Genomic DNA, 17,002 nt, shown 5'->3' with positions numbered 1-17,002 from the left:
GACCGAGGCTGCGCCAACGCACCCGACGACGACCACCGATACGACGACGGCAGATCACACGTACCACCAGGCGGCGGAGTAGTGGGGGGCGGGTTCTGGCCGTCGACCCGGACGAGCTGCCACTGCTGGTTCGCGCCGTTCCAGTCGTCGTACTGCACGATGTTGCCGCCGTCGGCGGTCGAAGCGCCCTGCACCTCCAGCACCTTGTTGCTGTTCCGGTTGATGAACCGGACGTAGCCGCCGGCGGAGTCGGCCAGCCGGAACTGCTGGTTCGCCCCGTTGTGGTCGGACCACTGCACGATGCTGGCACCGTTGGCGGTCGACCAGTTGTAGACGTCCAGCACCTTGTTGGACAGGCGCGACTTCAGCCGGTAATAGCCACCACCGGAGTCCACGAACTGCCACTGCTGCTGGTTGCCGTTGTTGCGTGACCACTGGGTGATCCGCGCACCGTCGTTCGTGGCCAGGTTGTAAACGTCCAGGACCTTGCCGCTGTTGCGGTTGACCAGCACGTACCACGCGTTCGTGTCGACCGTGGCCGCCGCTGCGGGTGTCGACACCGCCACGGCGGCTGCGCTACCGGCCACCACCGCCGTCACACCGGCGGCGGCGACTCGCAGCAGCCATCTACGTGGCCGCGCGGGCGGCATGAGAGATGGCGACCTACCAAAGGCAGACATGTTCCTCCTTCAATGACCGAGACTCGACCGGCCTACCCCGAGGACAGCGGAGTCGTCGAGTTACCCGCTCGCTTCTGTTAGCGTTAACATGGATGTCCGCATGTCCCCGCGCACGCCTGGTCCACCGGCTCGACGAAGCAGGCTCGCCCGGTAAGCCGTAGGCATCGTCGTCCTTGACCATCGACTGTGGGCGATAACATGCCGTTCGTCAAGACGTAATGTCTCGGAATCACGAGACTGGGACGTGCCGGATTTATCCGACAGATGTCCCGGTCACCCGGGCGATGCGACCACCCCGTCAAACCCGCTCACCCCGCAGGCCGGGCTTTCCGGACGAGCAGCCACGGACCGCCCAATGATGGCGTTAACATCGATGCCGCCCCATGCGAGAGGTACGCCCGCCGTGGCCAGGCCGGTGACCGTCGGCCCTCGACGGCGCAGCTGCGGCGGCAGCGGCGGTCAACCGGGTCCGCGCACCACCGGAGCCGGGATCTCGACGACGGGAACCGTCAGCCCTCGATCGACGGCCGGTCACTGTTGAGGTGGAAGGCTCGCTCCTCGGCCTCCTGACGGGCCGCCAGGAAATCGCGCTGCCAGTCCGGAGCATCGTCCGGGATGCGGGCGACCACGTGTTCACCGTGCATCCGCCCGTCCGCGTCGATCAGGGTGACACCGACGACGGTGTGTCCACGGCCGGGTATGGAGTAGTGGCGCACCACCCAGCGGGCGGACATCTGCGCCGCATGACGTCGACGCCGAGCCCCGCCCGTCACCGCCACGGACACCAGCAGGACGGCGGCCAGCACGACGACGAGGATGACCAGGAACGCGATGATCCGCACCCACCAGAGGCTACCTCGCGGCGACGAGGAGGTCGGGCTCAAGCCAGGCCCGTCCTCGGACGCGTCGACTCCGACCCGGCAGACCAGCCCGGGCCGGAGCCGAACCGCAGCCGGCCGCTGGATCAGACGATGTTGATGTCGCTGCACCACATGTAGGTCTGGTCCATGTGCGACGCCTTCCAGATCACGAAGAGGACGTGGTGTCCGGAGCGCCCGGAGGTCGAGACGTTGAACGAGATGTTCTGCGTCGGGGCGTACCGGCCGGTCTGCGTGATCAGGTCGATGTTGCCCCAGCCGACGCGCTGGTTGTTGACGTTGAACCCTTGCCGGGTCAGGTAGACCCGGAAGAAGTCAGCGCCGTGGCTGGCCTGGTCGTAGAACTGGAGCGTGAAGTTGCGGCTCACGGTGGTCGCCTTCCAGGCCCCCGGCTGGTTCAGGGCGTCGTTCCTGGAAAGGGCGTTGCTGCAGAGCTGCCCGTCCGGCGTGCGGGCCTGGTACTGCCCGCCAAGGCCGTCCCGCAGTTGGCTCATCCAGTTCCACATGGTGTCGGGGTTGGCCTGGAAGGCCCGATAGCACATCGGATCCTGCGTTTGCATCGCCGGGTCCATGTGCCGGTGGCCCCAGTTCTGCCAGCACTGGTAAGCGCGGGTGGCAGGGTTGATGACGGTGCCGTGGGCCTGGGCAGCGCCCGCCCAGGGCAGCATGCCAACCACCATGGTCAGCGCCAGGATCAGCGCCCGGAGGGCTGGCCGGGATCGCCGGCCGGATCGGTGGGGATGGTGTGATCGCACGGTGCATCCTCCATTTCTGAAAACGCTCACCGGGACGAGTTTGGGAGCGCTTCCAGCAGTATCACACCAATCGGATTATGTATCAATGATCGTCTATTGATATCAGTTGTCGAACTTTACTTCGATCGTCGTTTCTTGATCGGCATGCCGCCACCGCCCGGACCACCCCGCGAACCCGAACACGCGCCCTCGATCGACAGTCGGCCGACTCCGGACTCCGCGACCAGGCGGACCCGTCGCCGATCCACGACACCCTTGACACCAAGGGTGAGCCAGGACACACTACGCCTGCTAATTCGATTTAGCTTCCACTTCACCGGCCAGCCGTCCACGACGGACACCGCGAAGCGTGGACGGAAGGAGGTTCGTCGCGTCCGGGTCGGACCGGATCCCCCGTGCGCCCCGCGAGACCACAGAGGAGTACCCCAGATGAGAAGAACGATCGGGAAGCGCAGGCTCAGCCGCGCGATCTCGTTACTCACGATCATGTCCCTCGGCGCGGGTGCCAGCGCCACCATCGCCCCGCCAGCCGCAGTCGCCGACGCGCACGGGATCGTGGCGGGTGCGACCGTCAAGGCGGATCGTGGCTCACCGACCGGTTACACCGTCACGTTCGTCTACCACAACCCCAACGCGACACAGGTCCGCCTCGCCGGTGACCTGACCCTGCTCGACCTCGCCACCGGCAACACCCGGTACCAGCCAGAAGAGTGGCAGCCGGGCCGGTACCACGCGGGAGGTACCGAGTTCACCAGGGACATGACGAAGGACTCGGAGGGGTACTGGTCGGTCTCACTCCCGCTGCACGCCGGGAGCATCAGCTACTGGTACCGGGTGTGGGACCCCACCCAGGGCTGGGAGAACAAGCGGATCTGGGATCCCGCCTCGACGAACCCCCGGCCGCCCGGCGAGTCGTCGTTCCGGGTCAGGAACAACGACGTGCTCGATGCCGTGTACGTGCCGTACGACGAGAAGCAGAACGATCCGGTGCTCAAGGAACGTGCGGAGTACGAACTCCCGATCGCGGATCCCGAGAAGCGGGGCACCGTCACCTACATCCCGTACACCACGATCCTCGGCGACAGTGGCCACTACCTCGGGGTCTATCTGCCGGCCGGCTATGACGCCGAGCGCGAACAGCCGTACAAGGTGGCGTACCTCGCCCACGGCATCTTCGGCGACGAGACCGACTTCATGGTCCCGGCGAACGTCCCCAACATCCTGGACAACATGATCGCCAAGGGTGAGATCGAGCCGACCGTGGTGGTCACCATGGGGAACCACTTCACCGGCACCAGCCTCGGCTTCGGCTCGTACAACCAGACCAACGCCGCCAACAACCTGGTCCAGACGATCCTTCCGCTCATCGAGGAGAGGTACAACGTCTCGACCGAGCGGGATGGTCGCGCCTACGCCGGGTTCTCCTACGGCGGAATGACCGGTGCCCACGTCATCAGGGGCTACCCCACCACCTTCGCGTTCTACGGACACTTCTCCGGTAACCCGTCGCTGACTGCCCAGGACTACGACAACGTCGCGGCGGCGGTCGGGGAGAACAACCTCTTCGTGTTCCTCGGCAACGGTGTGTTCGAGGGCAACCTCAACGCCCAGAACGCCATCGCGGACAACTTCAGGGCTCGGGGGTACGACGCCGCGACCACCCAGGTTCCCGGCGCGCACGACGGGATGACGGCGAGCCAGCTGTTCACGATCTTCGCCCGGGACCACCTGTGGTCGGGAGTCGACACCGTGACGGTGACGCCCGCCACCGACAACCTGACGCAGGGCTGGAACTGGGTCAGGCAGTTCAACGCCACGGTGACCACCAACGAGGGGGTGAGCCCCGCGGTGACGTGGTCGGTCCAGGGCGCGTCCTCGGCGGACACCACCATCTCTGCGGACGGCCTGCTCTCGGTGGCCGCCGACGAGACCGCGTCGTCGCTCACCGTCGTGGCCACGTCCGTGGTCGACCCGACCAAGGCGAGCTCGGCCCAGGTCACCCTGGCACCCCCGGGCACGGCCAGGACCGTGGTCAAGGCCAAGGCCACACCGGCGTCGATCGTCCAGGGTGGCACCTTCGAGTTGCACGTCGATCTGCGGGCGCAGACCCAGCACAAGAAGGCACCGACGGTGACCGGCGAGATCGCCGTCACCTTCGGCGGCACCACGCGAGTGGTTCCGCTGGCCGGCGGCGAGGCGGTCGTCAGCCTGCCGACCGCCGGGCTGGCGACCGGAGGGTATCCGGTCCACGTCGCCTACTCCGGTGACCGGGACTACGCGCCCACCGCCGCCGTCCACCAGCAGCTACGGGTCCGCTAAGCAGCCGACCGCCGGGAGCCCGACACCGACCGGTGTCGGGCTCCCGCTCGGTTGACGAAAATCCGATCAGGTCGCGGTGCAGGTCAGCGTCGGGACGGCGTTGCTGCCGTTCCAGTTGCCGAGGAATCCGAAGGTGGTGCTGGCTCCGGCACCGAGGGAACCGTTGAAGGAGACGTTCGTCGCCGTCACCGTCGAACCGCTGGCGGTGATGGTCGCGTTCCACGACTGGCTGATCGTCTGGCCGTTGGCGAAGGTCCAGGTCACCCGCCAACCGCTGATCGGGGACGAGCCAGCGCTGACCCGTACCTCACCCTGGAACCCGCCCTGCCACTCGTTGACGACGCTGTAGGTCGCCGTGCAGCCACCCGCTCCGGGCGGCGGAGTCGTCGGGTTCGGCGGGGGCGTGGTGGGGTTCGGCGGCGGGGTGGTGGGGCTCGGCGGCCATCCAGGGCCGCCGGGCGGCCAACCCGGACCGCCGGGCGGCCAGCCGACCAGACCGCCACGGTACTCCCCAGCGACGACGGTCATCAGCCGGGTGGCACCCGCGATGCTGCCGCCGGTGGTGGCCATGCCGCCGATGGTCGTGCCGGTGAGGCTGCCTCCCAGGTAGACCTCGTAGGTCTGCCCGTGCTGGATCCGGTTCGAGGAGAAGACCACCTCCCGGAAGTTCTTGGGGGCTCGGTAGGAGACCAGCACCTGACCGCCGGAGACCAGGTGGAGCAGGGTGCCGGCCGGTTGGCCACTGGACAGTTGCGGAGCGACCCAACCCTGACCGGTGGTCGGCGGCAGGCTCAGCACCGCCATCGAGGTCGATCCCGCTCCGAGGACCGTGCCGCCGTTGAAGTACACCGGGCCGTTCGAGTCGATCGCGCCCTCACCGGGGCTGCCGGTGCTCGGCCCACTGACCACGACCGTTCCGCCGGCGAAGGTCACCGTGCCGTTGGAGTCGATGCCGTCGATGCTGGAGTTGACCAGGGTGGTCCCGCCGGTGAACCGGATGAACGCGTTCGGCGCCACGTCGAAGTCGCCGTACCCGTCCTCGACGGCGTTGATCGCGTCGTCGCTGGCGGTGACGTCGACGGTGCCGCCGCTGATGGTGATCTGCCGGCTCTCGATCCCCTCGTAGGAGTTGGTGACAGTGACGGTGCCGCCGGAGATGGTGACGGTGTTCTCACCCTTGATCGCGTCGTCACCCGCGTTCACCCGGACGGAGCCGTTGGTGATGGTGAGCCGTCCCCGGTCGACATCGCTGTCGGTGGACTTGATGCCGTCGCCGCCAGCGGTCACGTCGATGGTGCCGCCGTTGATGTCGAGAAAGTCCTTGCCCCGGATGCCGTCGTCCACGGCATTCACCGTGATCGTGCCCGACTCGATGACCAGGCCGTCCTTGCTGACGATGCCGTCGTACGCGTTGCCTCGCACGACCAACGCGCCGGATCCGTTGATCCGCAGGTCCGACTTGCTGAACAGGGCGGCGTCCGGCTCGTCGGTGCTCGGGTCCGGGTAGACGTAGTTCGTCGCGTCGGAGAGTCGGCTGGTGGTGCCGGCGGCGAGCGTGATCACCACCTCGTCGGCGTCGCTGACCTGCAAGGGCGCATTGGTCGAGTTGGAGATGGTGGCACCATTGAGGATCAGGTTCACCTCGCCTGAGGCAGCGGTGTCGACGTTGACGTAACCGTCGTTGAGGGTGCCGCTGATCTCGTACGTGCCTGGCGCGGTGATCGTCACGGCGCGCCCGGCGATGTTGACGTCGGCGCTGGGACTGGTCGCACTTGCGCCGGTCAGTGTGATGGGTACCGTCGCCTCTGCGGTGGCTGGTGCCCCCAGCGGACCGACGATCAGTGCGACCGCGAGCCCGGTGGGGAGAATGGCTCTCAGCGGGATGCGTTTCATGGCTCTGTCCTGACTCCGGTGGGTTGGACGGAACGCGCGCGATGGACGGAACGCGCGCCTGAACACATCGGCGACTATAGATGAAGGTCAATGGGGCTTGGGAGAATCGTCCACATTGTGGCAACGCCCTCCCGATGACGAGCGCAAACACGTCGAGCGATGGCCGAGTAGGCAGCCATCGCTCGATGAAGTCGGGTTCGCTATCCGAACGGCTACTCGCCGGATCGGGTGACGTGATCAGCTATGAAACGGCATGCGACCGAAACTCCTGTCGTACCGATGCCACCGGGACAATCGATGATCGACGGGAATCGCGGCTCTCGCCGATATCGCTCAGCGACTCCTCTTCGCGGCCCTCTTACGCGGCGGCGTCAACAAGTCGGCAATCGCGGCAATGGCGGACGGCACCAGCCGGTAGTACGCCCACACACCGCGCTTGTCCCGCTCGAGCAGGCCAGCCTCGGTGAGGATGCGCAGGTGATGGCTCACGGTCGGCTGCGAGAGCCCGAGCGGAGCGGTGAGGTCACTCACCGAAGCCTCCCCGTCGGGAGACGACTGGATCAGACTGAGCAGTCGCAACCGAGCCGGGTCGGCGAATGCCTTCAGCACCCCCGCGAGCCGCTCCGCATCCGCGGGCTTGATCGGCTCGCCGGAGAGGGGCGAAATGGCCGGCGTCGTAGTCTTCACGGTTCCCACATCTTGCATCGTTGCAGCATCATCGCCGTTCGGCGGTGAAACGAGTCCTGTATCACCGTGAATTGTGCGACCGTCCGCGCCGGTGGCGATGGATGCGCTCACACGGTGACCACGACCTTGGCGCGGGCGTGCTCGGTCTCGACGTACCGGATCGCCTCCGGCACCTCGCCCAGTCGGTAGGTCCGGTCGATGACCGGCGTGAGCCTGCCGGACTCAGCCATCTCCCGCAGCGTGACGAGGTGCCCCCGGCCCGCCCTCGCGGACGGCGCGACGATGCGGTGCCTGACGAAACGCGCCACGATCGGTCCGCGGAGCAACAGGCCCATCGGCCCGAAGACGCTGCCGCCGCTGAACACGCCTCCCCCGGACAACAGGAGCGACCCGTCCGGGGTGAGGACCCGTCGAAGATCGCTCAACGACCGGTTGCCGACCAGATCGAGCAGCACCTCATAGCGGCAGCCGGTGCGGGTGAAGTCCTCCCTGGTGTAGTCGACGACATGATCGGCGCCGAGGGAACGGACCAGGTCGACGTTGCGGGTCCGGCACACCGCGGTCACCTGCGCGCCGTACGCCTTGGCCAACTGGACGGCGAAGGTGCCGACCCCGCCGGACGCCCCGTTGATCAGGACGTGCTGCCCGGCCCGGAGTCCGGCGGCGTCGCGCAGGCAGACCAGGGCGGTGGTACCGGCCAGCGGGACGGCGGCGGCCTGCTCGAAGCTCAGGTTCGCCGGTTTCATCTCGACCAGGTTCTCGGCCACGCAGAGGTACTCGGCGAACGCGCCACCAGCCGGACCGGCCTCGCCGTACACCTCGTCACCGGGGCTGAACCGGGTCACCGCGCGGCCGACCGCTTCGACCTGGCCGGCGAAGTCCTGGCCCCGGACCATCGCAGCGGGCCGACGGAGCCCGAACGACAGCCGGGCCAGGTACGGGTCACCGCGCACGGCGTGCCAGTCGTACGCGTTGACCGAACTCGCCCTCACCCGGACCAGCACCTCGTCGTCGCCGGGTGTCGGGGTGTCGACCTCACGCAGCCGCAGCACGTCAGGGGGCCCGTACCGGTGCTGCACGATCGCCTTCATCGGATTCTCCTCGCCGTCGGATGTCGATGCGCTGCGACCGAGCATGTCGGCCGGGACCCGGTGGAGGCGTCGGCACGGCGGCGGCACCGCCACTACTCCCCAGGCGGCAGCGCGACGGCCCGGCTACGCCACCAGGCGTACGCCGAATCGCCTCCGTCCGGGGTGCCACGATCGACGTCGACCGGCCTACAGTGCCGGCATGAGCGGGTCGAGCCCCGATGCCGGACCGGCATCGACCAGCGAACGGGCGACATCGCAGCCCGGCCCCGGCCTGGCGGTGCTCACCGCGCTCGGTCAGCCGGTCGGCACGGCCGTCATCGCCGGCTGGCAGCACACCGGCGTCGGCTTCATCGGGTACGCGCTGCTCGTGTTCAGCGGGTTGGCACTGGCCGACCGGCACCGTTCTCCGCGACGGAACTTCCTGATCGTGGTCGCCGCGACCCTGGCGTACCACCTGCTGGACCGGCCGGTCGGGGTGACGTTGCCGGCACCGATGATCGCCGCTGCGGCGGTCATCGCCGCCGGTCACCGGTGGCTGGTGGTGACGACGGCCGCCGGGGCGTACGCCGGTTGGGTGGTGGTCAGCGACGCGACGGCGCGCCAGGCGCTGGTGGCGCTGGCGCTCGTGGTCGGTGCCGTCCTGGTCACCGAGGTCGGTGCCTTGATCGCCGGTAGGATCCACGACGCCGCGGCGGAGCGACGCCGACTGTCCGAGGAGCGGCAGCGCCGTCGAGCCAGCGAGCAACGGCTGCTGATCGCCGCCGAGCTGCATGACGTGCTCGGTCACCACCTATCGTTGATCAACGTGCGGGCCGGCGTCGGGCTGCACCTGATGGACCGCGACCCGGAGCAGGCGCGGGCGGCACTCGACGCGATCGCGCAGTCCAGTGCGGAGGCGCTGCGGGAGGTCCAGACGGTGCTCAACACTCTCTACCCGACCGGCGAGGCCGCGCCGCGAGCACCCACCCCCGGGCTGAAACGACTCGCCGAACTGACCGAGGCCGCCGCGCTGCCGACCCGGACCGTGGTCGACGGCCCGGCCCGGCCGCTGCCCGCCGCCGTGGACCGGGCCGCGTACCGGATCGTGCAGGAGGCGCTGACCAACATCCGCCGACACGCCGGACCGGGTGCCGCCGCCAGCGTCACCATCCGGTACCAGCCGGAGGCACTGGTGGTCGAGATCGACGACGATGGTGGCGGCGTACGGCATCCGCGGCCGACTCGCGCCGGCAACGGCATCACCGGGATGCGGGAGCGCGCTGCGGCACTGGGTGGTGAGCTGACCACCGGCCCGGCACCGGACGGCAGCGGCGGCTGGCGGGTGCGGGCCGTCCTGCCGTTGGGCGGCGACCAGACGCGGGAGGCGACATCGTGATCCGGGTACTGCTCGTCGACGATCAGGTGTTGGTCCGGGCCGGATTTCGCGCGTTACTGGATGCCGAGCCGGACATCACCGTCGTCGGCGAGGCCGGTGACGGCGCGCAGGCCGTCCGGCTGGCCCGGCAGACCGTTCCGGACGTGGTCCTGATGGACATCCGGATGCCCGGCGTCGACGGGCTGGCCGCCACCCGGCAGATCGCCGCCGATCCGGAGCTGGCCGGGGTACGGATCGTCGTGCTCACCACCTTCGAGCTGGACGAGTACGTCGGCGAGGCGCTGCGCGCCGGTGCCGCCGGGTTCCTGGTGAAGAACACCCAACCGGCCGAGTTGCTCCAGGGCGTACGGGTGGTGGCCGCCGGAGACGGGCTGCTGTCGCCGAGTGTCACCCGGCGGGTGATAGAGCAGTTCGCCGCCAACACCGCCAGACCTGCCGCACCCGCACGGCTGGCCGAGTTGACCGAGCGGGAACGCGAGGTGGTCGCCCTGGTCGGCACCGGGCTGTCCAACGACGAGATCGCCGCGCGGCTGGTGGTCAGTCCGGCCACGGCCAAAACGCACGTGTCCCGGGCGATGATCAAGCTCGGTGCCCGCGATCGCGCCCAGTTGGTGGTGTTCGCGTACGAGGCCGGCCTGGTCCGCCCCGGCTGGCTGCCCTGAAATCGGACGCGACCGACGAGCGGAGCCGGCGGTCCGTCACCCGGCGGGCGGCGGGCACGGCGCGCGCCGTCGGCGGGCCGGCGCGTGGCGCGCCGACCCGCCGAGGTGCCCGGCTCCGATCAGGTTCAGCTTCCGGTGCAGGAAACGGTGGCTCCGCTGCCGTTTCCGGCGCCCTGGAATCCGAAGTTGGTGGTCTGCCCGGCCCCCAGTTGCCCGTTGTAGCTCTGGTTGACGACGGTGATGGTGCCGCTGGTGCCGCTGGCGACGCCGTTCCACATCGAGCTGACCGACGCTCCGCTCGGCAGGTTGAGGGTCACCCGCCAGCCGGTGAGCGAGTTGCTTCCGGCGGTGACATTGACGTTGGCGACGAAGCCCTCGTTCCACTGGTCCTGCACCGTGTAGGTCGCGGTACAGCCTCCGTTGCCGGGCGGCGGCGTCGTCGGCGGCGGAGTGGTGGGTGGCGGCGTGGTGGGCGGTGGAGTAGTGGGCGGCGGGTCGCCGTCGAGCGTCAGGTTCTTCTGCTGGACGCTCCACTGGGTGCGGCACAGGCCACAGTCAGGGCCGACGAAGGTGGTCCCGGCGGCGATGTCGCCCTTGAGCCGCCACTTGAGGTAGAGCACCGCCACGCGACCGAACTCGCCGCCGTTGGGCTGGTCGTAGGTGCCGCCGTGCCCGACGTTGAGGTTGCCCATGAAAGCTGGCAGCCCGGCCGGCAGCTTGCCCCAGTCGTCCATGGCGTTCGGGTAGGCGATGTCGCTGGGCCCGCCGATGAAGTAGGCGATCGGCTTGGTCAGCCGGTGGAGCTGGTAGTCGTCGGCGTCGTTCAACAGACCGCTGCTGAAGATGCCGGTCGTGGTGACGCGTGGATCGTTGGAGACCGCGTACGCCTCCAACCCGCCGCAGGAGAAGCCGGCGACGGCGATCTTGGACGTGTCGAGTTTGCCGTAGTACTTACTGCCCTGCCGGGAGTTCTCCGCGACAGCCCAGTCGATGGACTGGGTGAGCATCTGGGCGTTGGTGGAGCCGGAGCCGTTCGGGGCCCCGTTGGCGATGGCGAGGAAGCCGTGCGAGGCGATCTCCCGGAGGAAGTTGCCCTGCGACAGGCCGTTGGCCGAGCAACCGCCGTTACCCCAGACGAGGATGGGTAGGCGCTCGGCCGGAAGGGTCTCTGGTCGGAAGATGGTGTGGTTGGCCAGGCTGGCCGAGGTCTCGTAGTCGGCGGGGTAGGGACCGGATCCGCCGATCGCGGCACCGGCGGGGGTCGCGCCGAGCGCCACGATCACGGCGGTGGCCGGGACGATCGCGGCCACCAGTCCCGCGCAGACCTTCGCTCTCCTACTCATTCACCCTCCAGCGGATGTCGGGACGGCACTCCCTGCGGTGGTGGTGGTGGTGTCTGTTCAACCGCGCCCTGACCGACGTGGCCAGCGCTGGCCGACAGGTCGATCCGATGCGGGCGCGTGGACCGCCCGGCCACGGTCCCCACAAACGTCCGGCGGGAGCTATGTGCAGTTACTATCACTCCCGCAACGAAAAGTGTCAATGATTCGGCCGACGACTCGACCATCCACGGTGGTCAGTCGGTGATCGACGAGCGTCCACGCTTTCCGCCGGTCGGCTCGGGCCGGGAGGGATCGTTCGACGCCTGGAAGTACGTGATCCACGAGGCCGCGTCCGGCCAGTACGGAGTCGCCACCTCGATCAGCCGCGACTGCGCGAGCGCCCCGAGCGTGGAGTGGATCTCAAGGAATGTCTCCCTGGCCTGCTGCCGGGGCCACGGCTGCGGCAGCAGGTGGTGCGGCAGGTCCGGATCCGTGTCCGGAAACTTGCGCCAGGAGTCCATGGCGGAGGTCCGGGCAACCAACGCCCTGGCCGCGTCCACCTCGCCGTTGCGGGCGGCCACCCGCAGCCCGGCGTACCGCTCGATGAAGGCCGAGTAGTCGGCGGCGAGCGCGTCCAGGTCGTACGCGGCGGCCGGGCCGTGGGGTCCGGACTCCTCATCGAAGCGGACACGCATGATCGACCACCGCGCGCTCTCGACCCGATGCAGCAACTCGTCAAGGGTCTTCTTGACCACCGAGGTATCGGATCCCGGCCGGATCCACACGCTGTCGTACAGACCGACGAACCTCAACGCGCTCAACGACCGGCGTACGGCATGCCGGGCCGCCTGCCCGGAACTCGGAATGGAGAAGGACGCCATCACCCAGTCGCCGGTCCACTGCGGCGAACGGGCACCGAAGTTCAGGAAGTGCTGCATCCGGGAGCGGTGCTTGGCGATCGCCTGGGCGGTGAGGTGATAGACCGGCGGGCGCTCGTTACCCCGCGTCGCGATGAGTCCCCGCTTGACCAGCCGGGACAACGCCGCACGAGCACTGGACTCACTGATCCCGAACTCGCGCAGGATCGCGATGACCGCCGCCGACGGCAGATCGGCCGCCGAGGAGTCGAGATACTCACCGAGCAGGGTCGTCAGCAGATGTTGCGGGCTGGAACCGACCTGGGCCCGGGGGATGCGGACGTCGTCGGCGGGCTCCTGCGCGTTCACCTCACCAGACTGCCTCACCACCGGGCGCAGGTCCGCCTCGGACGCTAAGCCGTCCTGCTCGACGGGCGGCGCTCAGTCTCAACCTGATCGATGACCCATGCCGCGTTGATGAGGCCGATGTGGGACAGCGCCTGCGGGAAGTTGCCGATCTGGCTGCCGTCGCGACGGTCGATCTCCTCGGACAACAGGCCGACGTCGTTCATCCGGGAAGTGACGCTGTCGAAGATCTGTTTGGCCGCATCGAGCTGTCCACCCAAGGCCAGCGCCTCGGCCAGCCAGTACGAGCAGGCAACGAAGGCTCCCTCGTCACCCGACCCCGTCCAACGTTGCACGAGACCGTCCCGGCTCAGGTCACGCTCGATGGCCCGTACGGTGGCGAGGACCCGGTCGTCGTCACCGGGCAGGAACCCGAGGAGCGGCATTCCGAGCACGCCGGCGTCGAGATGGTCGGACCCGAACGCGCCGGTGAAAGCCTCGCTCGACGCGTGCCAACCCTCGTTGAGGATGGCCGCACGGAGCTCGTCGCGGGCCTTCGACCATCGCGGGACCTGCTCGGCGGCGTCGAGCGCCGACGCCAGCTTGACTGCCCGGTCCAGCGCCACCCAGCACATCATCTTCGAGGTGAGGTAGTGCCGTTCGCCATCGCGCCCTTCCCAGACGCCGGCGTCGGGCTGCCGCCAGGTATCAGCGGCCCGGTCCGCCAGGGACCGCAGGAGACCCGCGACGGCGGGCGACAGGTCCGTCACCTGGTCCCGCAGGACCCAGGCGCACTCAAGCACCTCCCCGGGAACGTCGAGCTGCTTCTGTCGCCAGGCGTCGTTGCCGACCCGCACCGGTTGGCTGGCGCGATAGCCCTCCAGGTGCGGCATGGTGTGCTCGGTCAGGTCACGCTCACCGCCGGCGCCGAACATGATCGGCAGATGCTCCTCCGGGTGCACCGACCCCACTGACGCGGCTAGCCAGTCGAAGAACCGGCGTGCCTCGTCTGGACAGGCGGCGACCCACAGCGCCTTGAGGGTGAAGCTGCCGTCGCGGAGCCAGGCGAACCGGTAGTCCCAGTTCGCCACACCGCCGACCTTCTCCGGCAGCGAGGTGGTGGCTGCCGCGATCACCGCGCCGGTCGGTTGGTAGGTCAGGGCCTGCAGAACCAGGGCACTGCGGCGGACCTGCGCCCGGTAGGGCCCGTGATAGCTCTGGTGGAGCTGTTCCCAGGACTGCCAGCCGGCGATGGTCTCGCGTAGTGCGGCGCGGCCGTCCAACGGAACGATCTGCGGGTCGGCGGACCGTCGGTGGTGCAGCGCGAACACCGCGCTCTCGCCCTGATCGAGAGCGAACCGTCCAGTCACCGTCGGACCGTCGAGGGTGAGCTCACGATCGCTGGTCAGCACCAACCGGTCGGCACCTCCGGATATCTCGATCCCCACCGGCGTTTCGGCGACCGTGGGTGTGATCAGCCCGTATTCCGGGCGGGCCGCGATTTCGACCACCACGTCCACCGTGCCGGCGACCACCTCGACCTGCCGTAGCAGTACATGCGGGGAGGTGAAGCCGATGCCATGGCCGCGTTCTCCGAAACCGAGGCTGAGGGCGTCGGTCAGCCGCAGCACCCCGTCCTGCGAGTGGAAGTCGGTACGCAGCACCATCGTCCCGTCGACGTACTGACGGGTGGTCGTGTACGGCCCGGAGGGCCGGATCGTCCAGTAGCCACCGGCCGTGCCGAGCAGCCGGGCGAAGACGCTCGGCGCGTCGAATCTGGGCGGACACCACCAGTCCACGGACCCGTCCGAGGAGACCAGTGCCGCACCCTGACAGTCACCGAGCAGCGCATAGTCGGAGATCGCAGCCACGCCCACGGCTACCCGCGCTGGTGATCCCTACGCCCGGCGGTCGAGTGCCGACCGCAGGCGGCGGATGAGGGTCTTGCGGTCCTTGCCCGCGCTCTCCGCGCGTAGTGCCGCCCGGAGCTGACGGGTGTCGAGGTCCCGGACTCTGCGGACCGCCTCGGCGACCGGCAGGTCCGTCAGCGACACGGACGCCACGGCGTTGCGGCGCGCACGCTTGGCCGGGCCGGTGTTTGCGACGTACTGCTTGCCGGACTTCGACGCCTTCCGCTTCTTGACGTCGGTCGCCTGCCGCTGTTCCGGGGAGAGCTGCCGCCATGCCTGGTCAGGCAGGTAGCGGTCGGTCTCTCCGTCGTGTCGCGCCCGGGTACCACCCTTGCGGGTCCGCCACTTCTGGTCGCCCCACTGCTGTAGGGACTTCTGGCGCTCGTCCTTCGGCCCCTGATAGCCGCCACCGCGCTTCTGGTACTCCTTGGTGAGCAGTTGCGACTTACGCGCGGACCACTGCCCCGGACGGCCGCCCCGATCGGACGCCTTGATCTCTTCCTTGAGCTGTTCCCGCAGCTCAGGCTTCGTGTACCGCGCCATGCCCACCGGATACCCGCAGTCGCGCGCCCTAGTCACCGCTGCTGGCGGTCCTGCCGGGACTAGGGTTCAGTGCTCGGCGTCGGTGGCCGGCCGGGCACCGGCGATGAACGTGTCCAGCGCCGGCCCGTGCAGCACGCCACCCGGCACCGGATCACGTAGTGCCCGCACCACCAGTCGTGCCACCGGTAGTCGCTGCGGACGGGGTGCTGCGGCCAGCACGACGTTGCCGTACCGCCGGCCACGCAGCATCCTCCGGTCGGCGACGACGCACACATCGGCGAAGACCGTCCGCAGGGTGGCCGCCTGCACCCGGGTGGTGACCAGCGGCGGCAGGTCGGCGACGTTGACCAGGTAGAGACCGCCGGGTCGCAGCACCCGGGCGACCTCGGTCACGAAGCCGAGGGCAGCCACGTGGGGCGGCATCCGGGCCGCCCGGTAGATGTCGGCGAGCACCAGGTCGTACGCCTCGGCGGGGGCGGCGCGGACCGCCTCCCGGGCGTCGGCGACGTCGATCTCGACACCGTCCGGTCGTGGCGGGAGGGCCTGCTCCACCAGCTCCACCACGGCCGGGTCCCGTTCCACCACGAGCTGCGCCGATCCGGGCCTGGTCGCGGCGACATAGCGCGGCAGCGTCAGCGCGCCGCCGCCGAGATGCAGGACGTCCAGCGGCTCGCCGGCCGGCGCGGCGAGGTCGACGACGGCGGCCATCCGCCGGACGTACTCGAAGTGCAGGTAGGTGGGATCGACGATGTCCACGTACGACTGCTCGACGCCCCCGGCCAGCAGCGTTCGCCCGTTCGGTCGGGCAGGGTCGACGGCCAGTTCGAGGCGGTCGTCGGCATCCATGAGCAGGCAGGCTAGTCGGCAGCGCCGCCGACCAGCGAGGTGGGCGCGGCGACCCGCGTCACCGGGCGTGGCGGGTTCCATGACACCGAGCATCGACCGAAAAACTATCGGTCGATGCCCGAAACTACCGTTGAAAACCCGGGAGTCTTCTGCAAGCCTGAAAGGCATCGATCGATGTGATCGCTAACATGCTCTTTCAGCTCCTGGAGGCGCCTGACTCGACCATCAGCCTACCCCCACGTGCCAGCTGACCGTCTTCACCACCTGGGAGCCCACCGCCCGCAACCGTCTTCCGGCGGACGACCGGCTCACACACCGCACCTCCACCTACTGGTCAAGCTGGTCTAACCGACTCGTCGGGTCCGACAGGGCTTCCGGCTGGGTCGGCAGAGCCAACCCTCGTGGGTTGCCGCCCTCCGGGCGGTCAGCCCTTTTCCGAAACAACCACCGAGATTCTCGTCCCCATGTGGAGGGTCACATGATCTCCCGAACCCGTCCCCCAAGACGTCGCCTCCGAGCGCTCTTCGCCTCCGGAACCGGCGCGATAGTTGCCGTTCTCACCGTGTCCATGCTGCCCACTCTCGCCCAGGCCGCCGAGTCGACCCTCGCTGCGGCCGCGAACCAGTCCGGGCGGTACTTCGGCGCCGCGGTTGCGGCGAACAAGCTGAACGACGGCACGTACACGACGATCCTGAACCGCGAGTTCAACAGCGTCACGCCCGAGAACGAAATGAAGATCGACGCGACCGAACCGCAGCAGGGCAACTTCACGTTCGGCAACGCGGACCGGATCGTCAACCACGCTCTCTCCCGGGGCTGGAAGGTCCGGGGGCACACCC

The 17,002-nt window shown here is 68.8% G+C and carries 15 protein-coding genes; 4 read left to right on the top strand and 11 right to left on the bottom strand.

The genetic code is table 11. The annotated features are described in order from the left end of the window. From FF096_RS25825 to FF096_RS25815, 3 genes are all read right to left on the bottom strand, one after another. The coding region (locus FF096_RS25825) for an RICIN domain-containing protein (protein WP_309223925.1) at positions 1–650 on the bottom strand (650 nt) is incomplete at its 3' end. A 539-nt stretch (positions 651–1,189) separates the two neighbouring features. Further along, positions 1,190–1,522 (bottom strand): hypothetical protein, encoded by a 333-nt coding sequence (locus FF096_RS25820; RefSeq protein ID WP_155222156.1) that lies wholly within the window; start codon positions 1,520–1,522, stop codon positions 1,190–1,192. A 122-nt stretch (positions 1,523–1,644) separates the two neighbouring features. Then, on the bottom strand, positions 1,645–2,226 hold the full coding sequence (locus tag FF096_RS25815) for a lytic polysaccharide monooxygenase (protein WP_230462979.1): 582 nt from the start codon (positions 2,224–2,226) through the stop codon (positions 1,645–1,647). Between the two features lie 516 nt (positions 2,227–2,742). Between FF096_RS25815 and FF096_RS25810 the strand changes: the two genes are divergently transcribed. Further along, positions 2,743–4,632, top strand: a complete 1,890-nt coding sequence (locus FF096_RS25810) for an alpha/beta hydrolase-fold protein (protein WP_196222656.1) — start codon at positions 2,743–2,745, stop codon at positions 4,630–4,632. A 66-nt stretch (positions 4,633–4,698) separates the two neighbouring features. Here FF096_RS25810 and FF096_RS27405 read toward each other — a convergent pair whose 3' ends face one another. The 3 genes from FF096_RS27405 to FF096_RS25795 form a co-directional block, all read right to left on the bottom strand. Further along, positions 4,699–6,525 (bottom strand): carbohydrate-binding domain-containing protein, encoded by a 1,827-nt coding sequence (locus FF096_RS27405; protein ID WP_155222154.1) that lies wholly within the window; start codon positions 6,523–6,525, stop codon positions 4,699–4,701. A 333-nt stretch (positions 6,526–6,858) separates the two neighbouring features. Next, on the bottom strand, positions 6,859–7,230 hold the full coding sequence (locus FF096_RS25800) for a helix-turn-helix transcriptional regulator (protein ID WP_155222158.1): 372 nt from the start codon (positions 7,228–7,230) through the stop codon (positions 6,859–6,861). A gap of 89 nt (positions 7,231–7,319) precedes the next feature. Then, entirely contained in the window at positions 7,320–8,303 is a 984-nt protein-coding gene (locus tag FF096_RS25795) for an NAD(P)-dependent alcohol dehydrogenase (RefSeq protein ID WP_155222153.1), read from the bottom strand. Positions 8,304–8,502: 199 nt separating this feature from the next. Between FF096_RS25795 and FF096_RS25790 the strand changes: the two genes are divergently transcribed. Next, positions 8,503–9,678, top strand: a complete 1,176-nt coding sequence (locus tag FF096_RS25790) for a sensor histidine kinase (RefSeq protein WP_155222152.1) — start codon at positions 8,503–8,505, stop codon at positions 9,676–9,678. Beyond that, positions 9,675–10,340: a response regulator transcription factor gene (locus tag FF096_RS25785; RefSeq protein WP_309223924.1), complete on the top strand. Its 666-nt coding sequence runs from the start codon at positions 9,675–9,677 to the stop codon at positions 10,338–10,340. Before FF096_RS25790 ends, FF096_RS25785 begins: the two co-directional genes overlap by 4 nt. A 125-nt stretch (positions 10,341–10,465) precedes the next feature. Here the strand turns inward: FF096_RS25785 and FF096_RS25780 are convergent, their stop codons facing one another. From FF096_RS25780 to FF096_RS25760, 5 genes are all read right to left on the bottom strand, one after another. After that, positions 10,466–11,683 carry a cellulose binding domain-containing protein gene (locus FF096_RS25780; RefSeq protein ID WP_155222150.1) on the bottom strand — a complete coding sequence of 406 codons (1,218 nt, stop codon included), beginning with the start codon at positions 11,681–11,683 and terminating at the stop codon, positions 10,466–10,468. 233 nt (positions 11,684–11,916) lie between these two features. Continuing rightward, positions 11,917–12,888 carry a PaaX family transcriptional regulator C-terminal domain-containing protein gene (locus FF096_RS25775; RefSeq protein WP_309223923.1) on the bottom strand — a complete coding sequence of 324 codons (972 nt, stop codon included), beginning with the start codon at positions 12,886–12,888 and terminating at the stop codon, positions 11,917–11,919. Positions 12,889–12,932: 44 nt separating this feature from the next. Next, positions 12,933–14,735: a glycoside hydrolase family 15 protein gene (locus FF096_RS25770; RefSeq protein ID WP_309223922.1), complete on the bottom strand. Its 1,803-nt coding sequence runs from the start codon at positions 14,733–14,735 to the stop codon at positions 12,933–12,935. Between the two features lie 27 nt (positions 14,736–14,762). Then, the gene (locus FF096_RS25765; protein WP_155222148.1) at positions 14,763–15,317 is read right to left on the bottom strand and encodes a hypothetical protein; all 555 of its coding nucleotides are present in this window, start codon (positions 15,315–15,317) and stop codon (positions 14,763–14,765) included. A 66-nt stretch (positions 15,318–15,383) separates the two neighbouring features. Beyond that, positions 15,384–16,163, bottom strand: coding sequence for a spermidine synthase (locus tag FF096_RS25760; RefSeq protein WP_155222147.1), 780 nt, complete (start codon positions 16,161–16,163; stop codon positions 15,384–15,386). Positions 16,164–16,641: 478 nt separating this feature from the next. Here FF096_RS25760 and FF096_RS25755 point away from each other — a divergent pair. Beyond that, a partial coding sequence (locus tag FF096_RS25755; RefSeq protein WP_230462978.1) for an endo-1,4-beta-xylanase occupies positions 16,642–17,002 on the top strand: 361 nt, incomplete at its 3' end.

The sequence above is a fragment of the Micromonospora sp. CP22 genome (assembly GCF_009712475.1).
Lineage (GTDB): Bacteria > Actinomycetota > Actinomycetes > Mycobacteriales > Micromonosporaceae > Micromonospora.
Note: the sequence above shows the minus strand (reverse complement) of the source record. Positions and strands in the feature narration are given on the sequence as shown.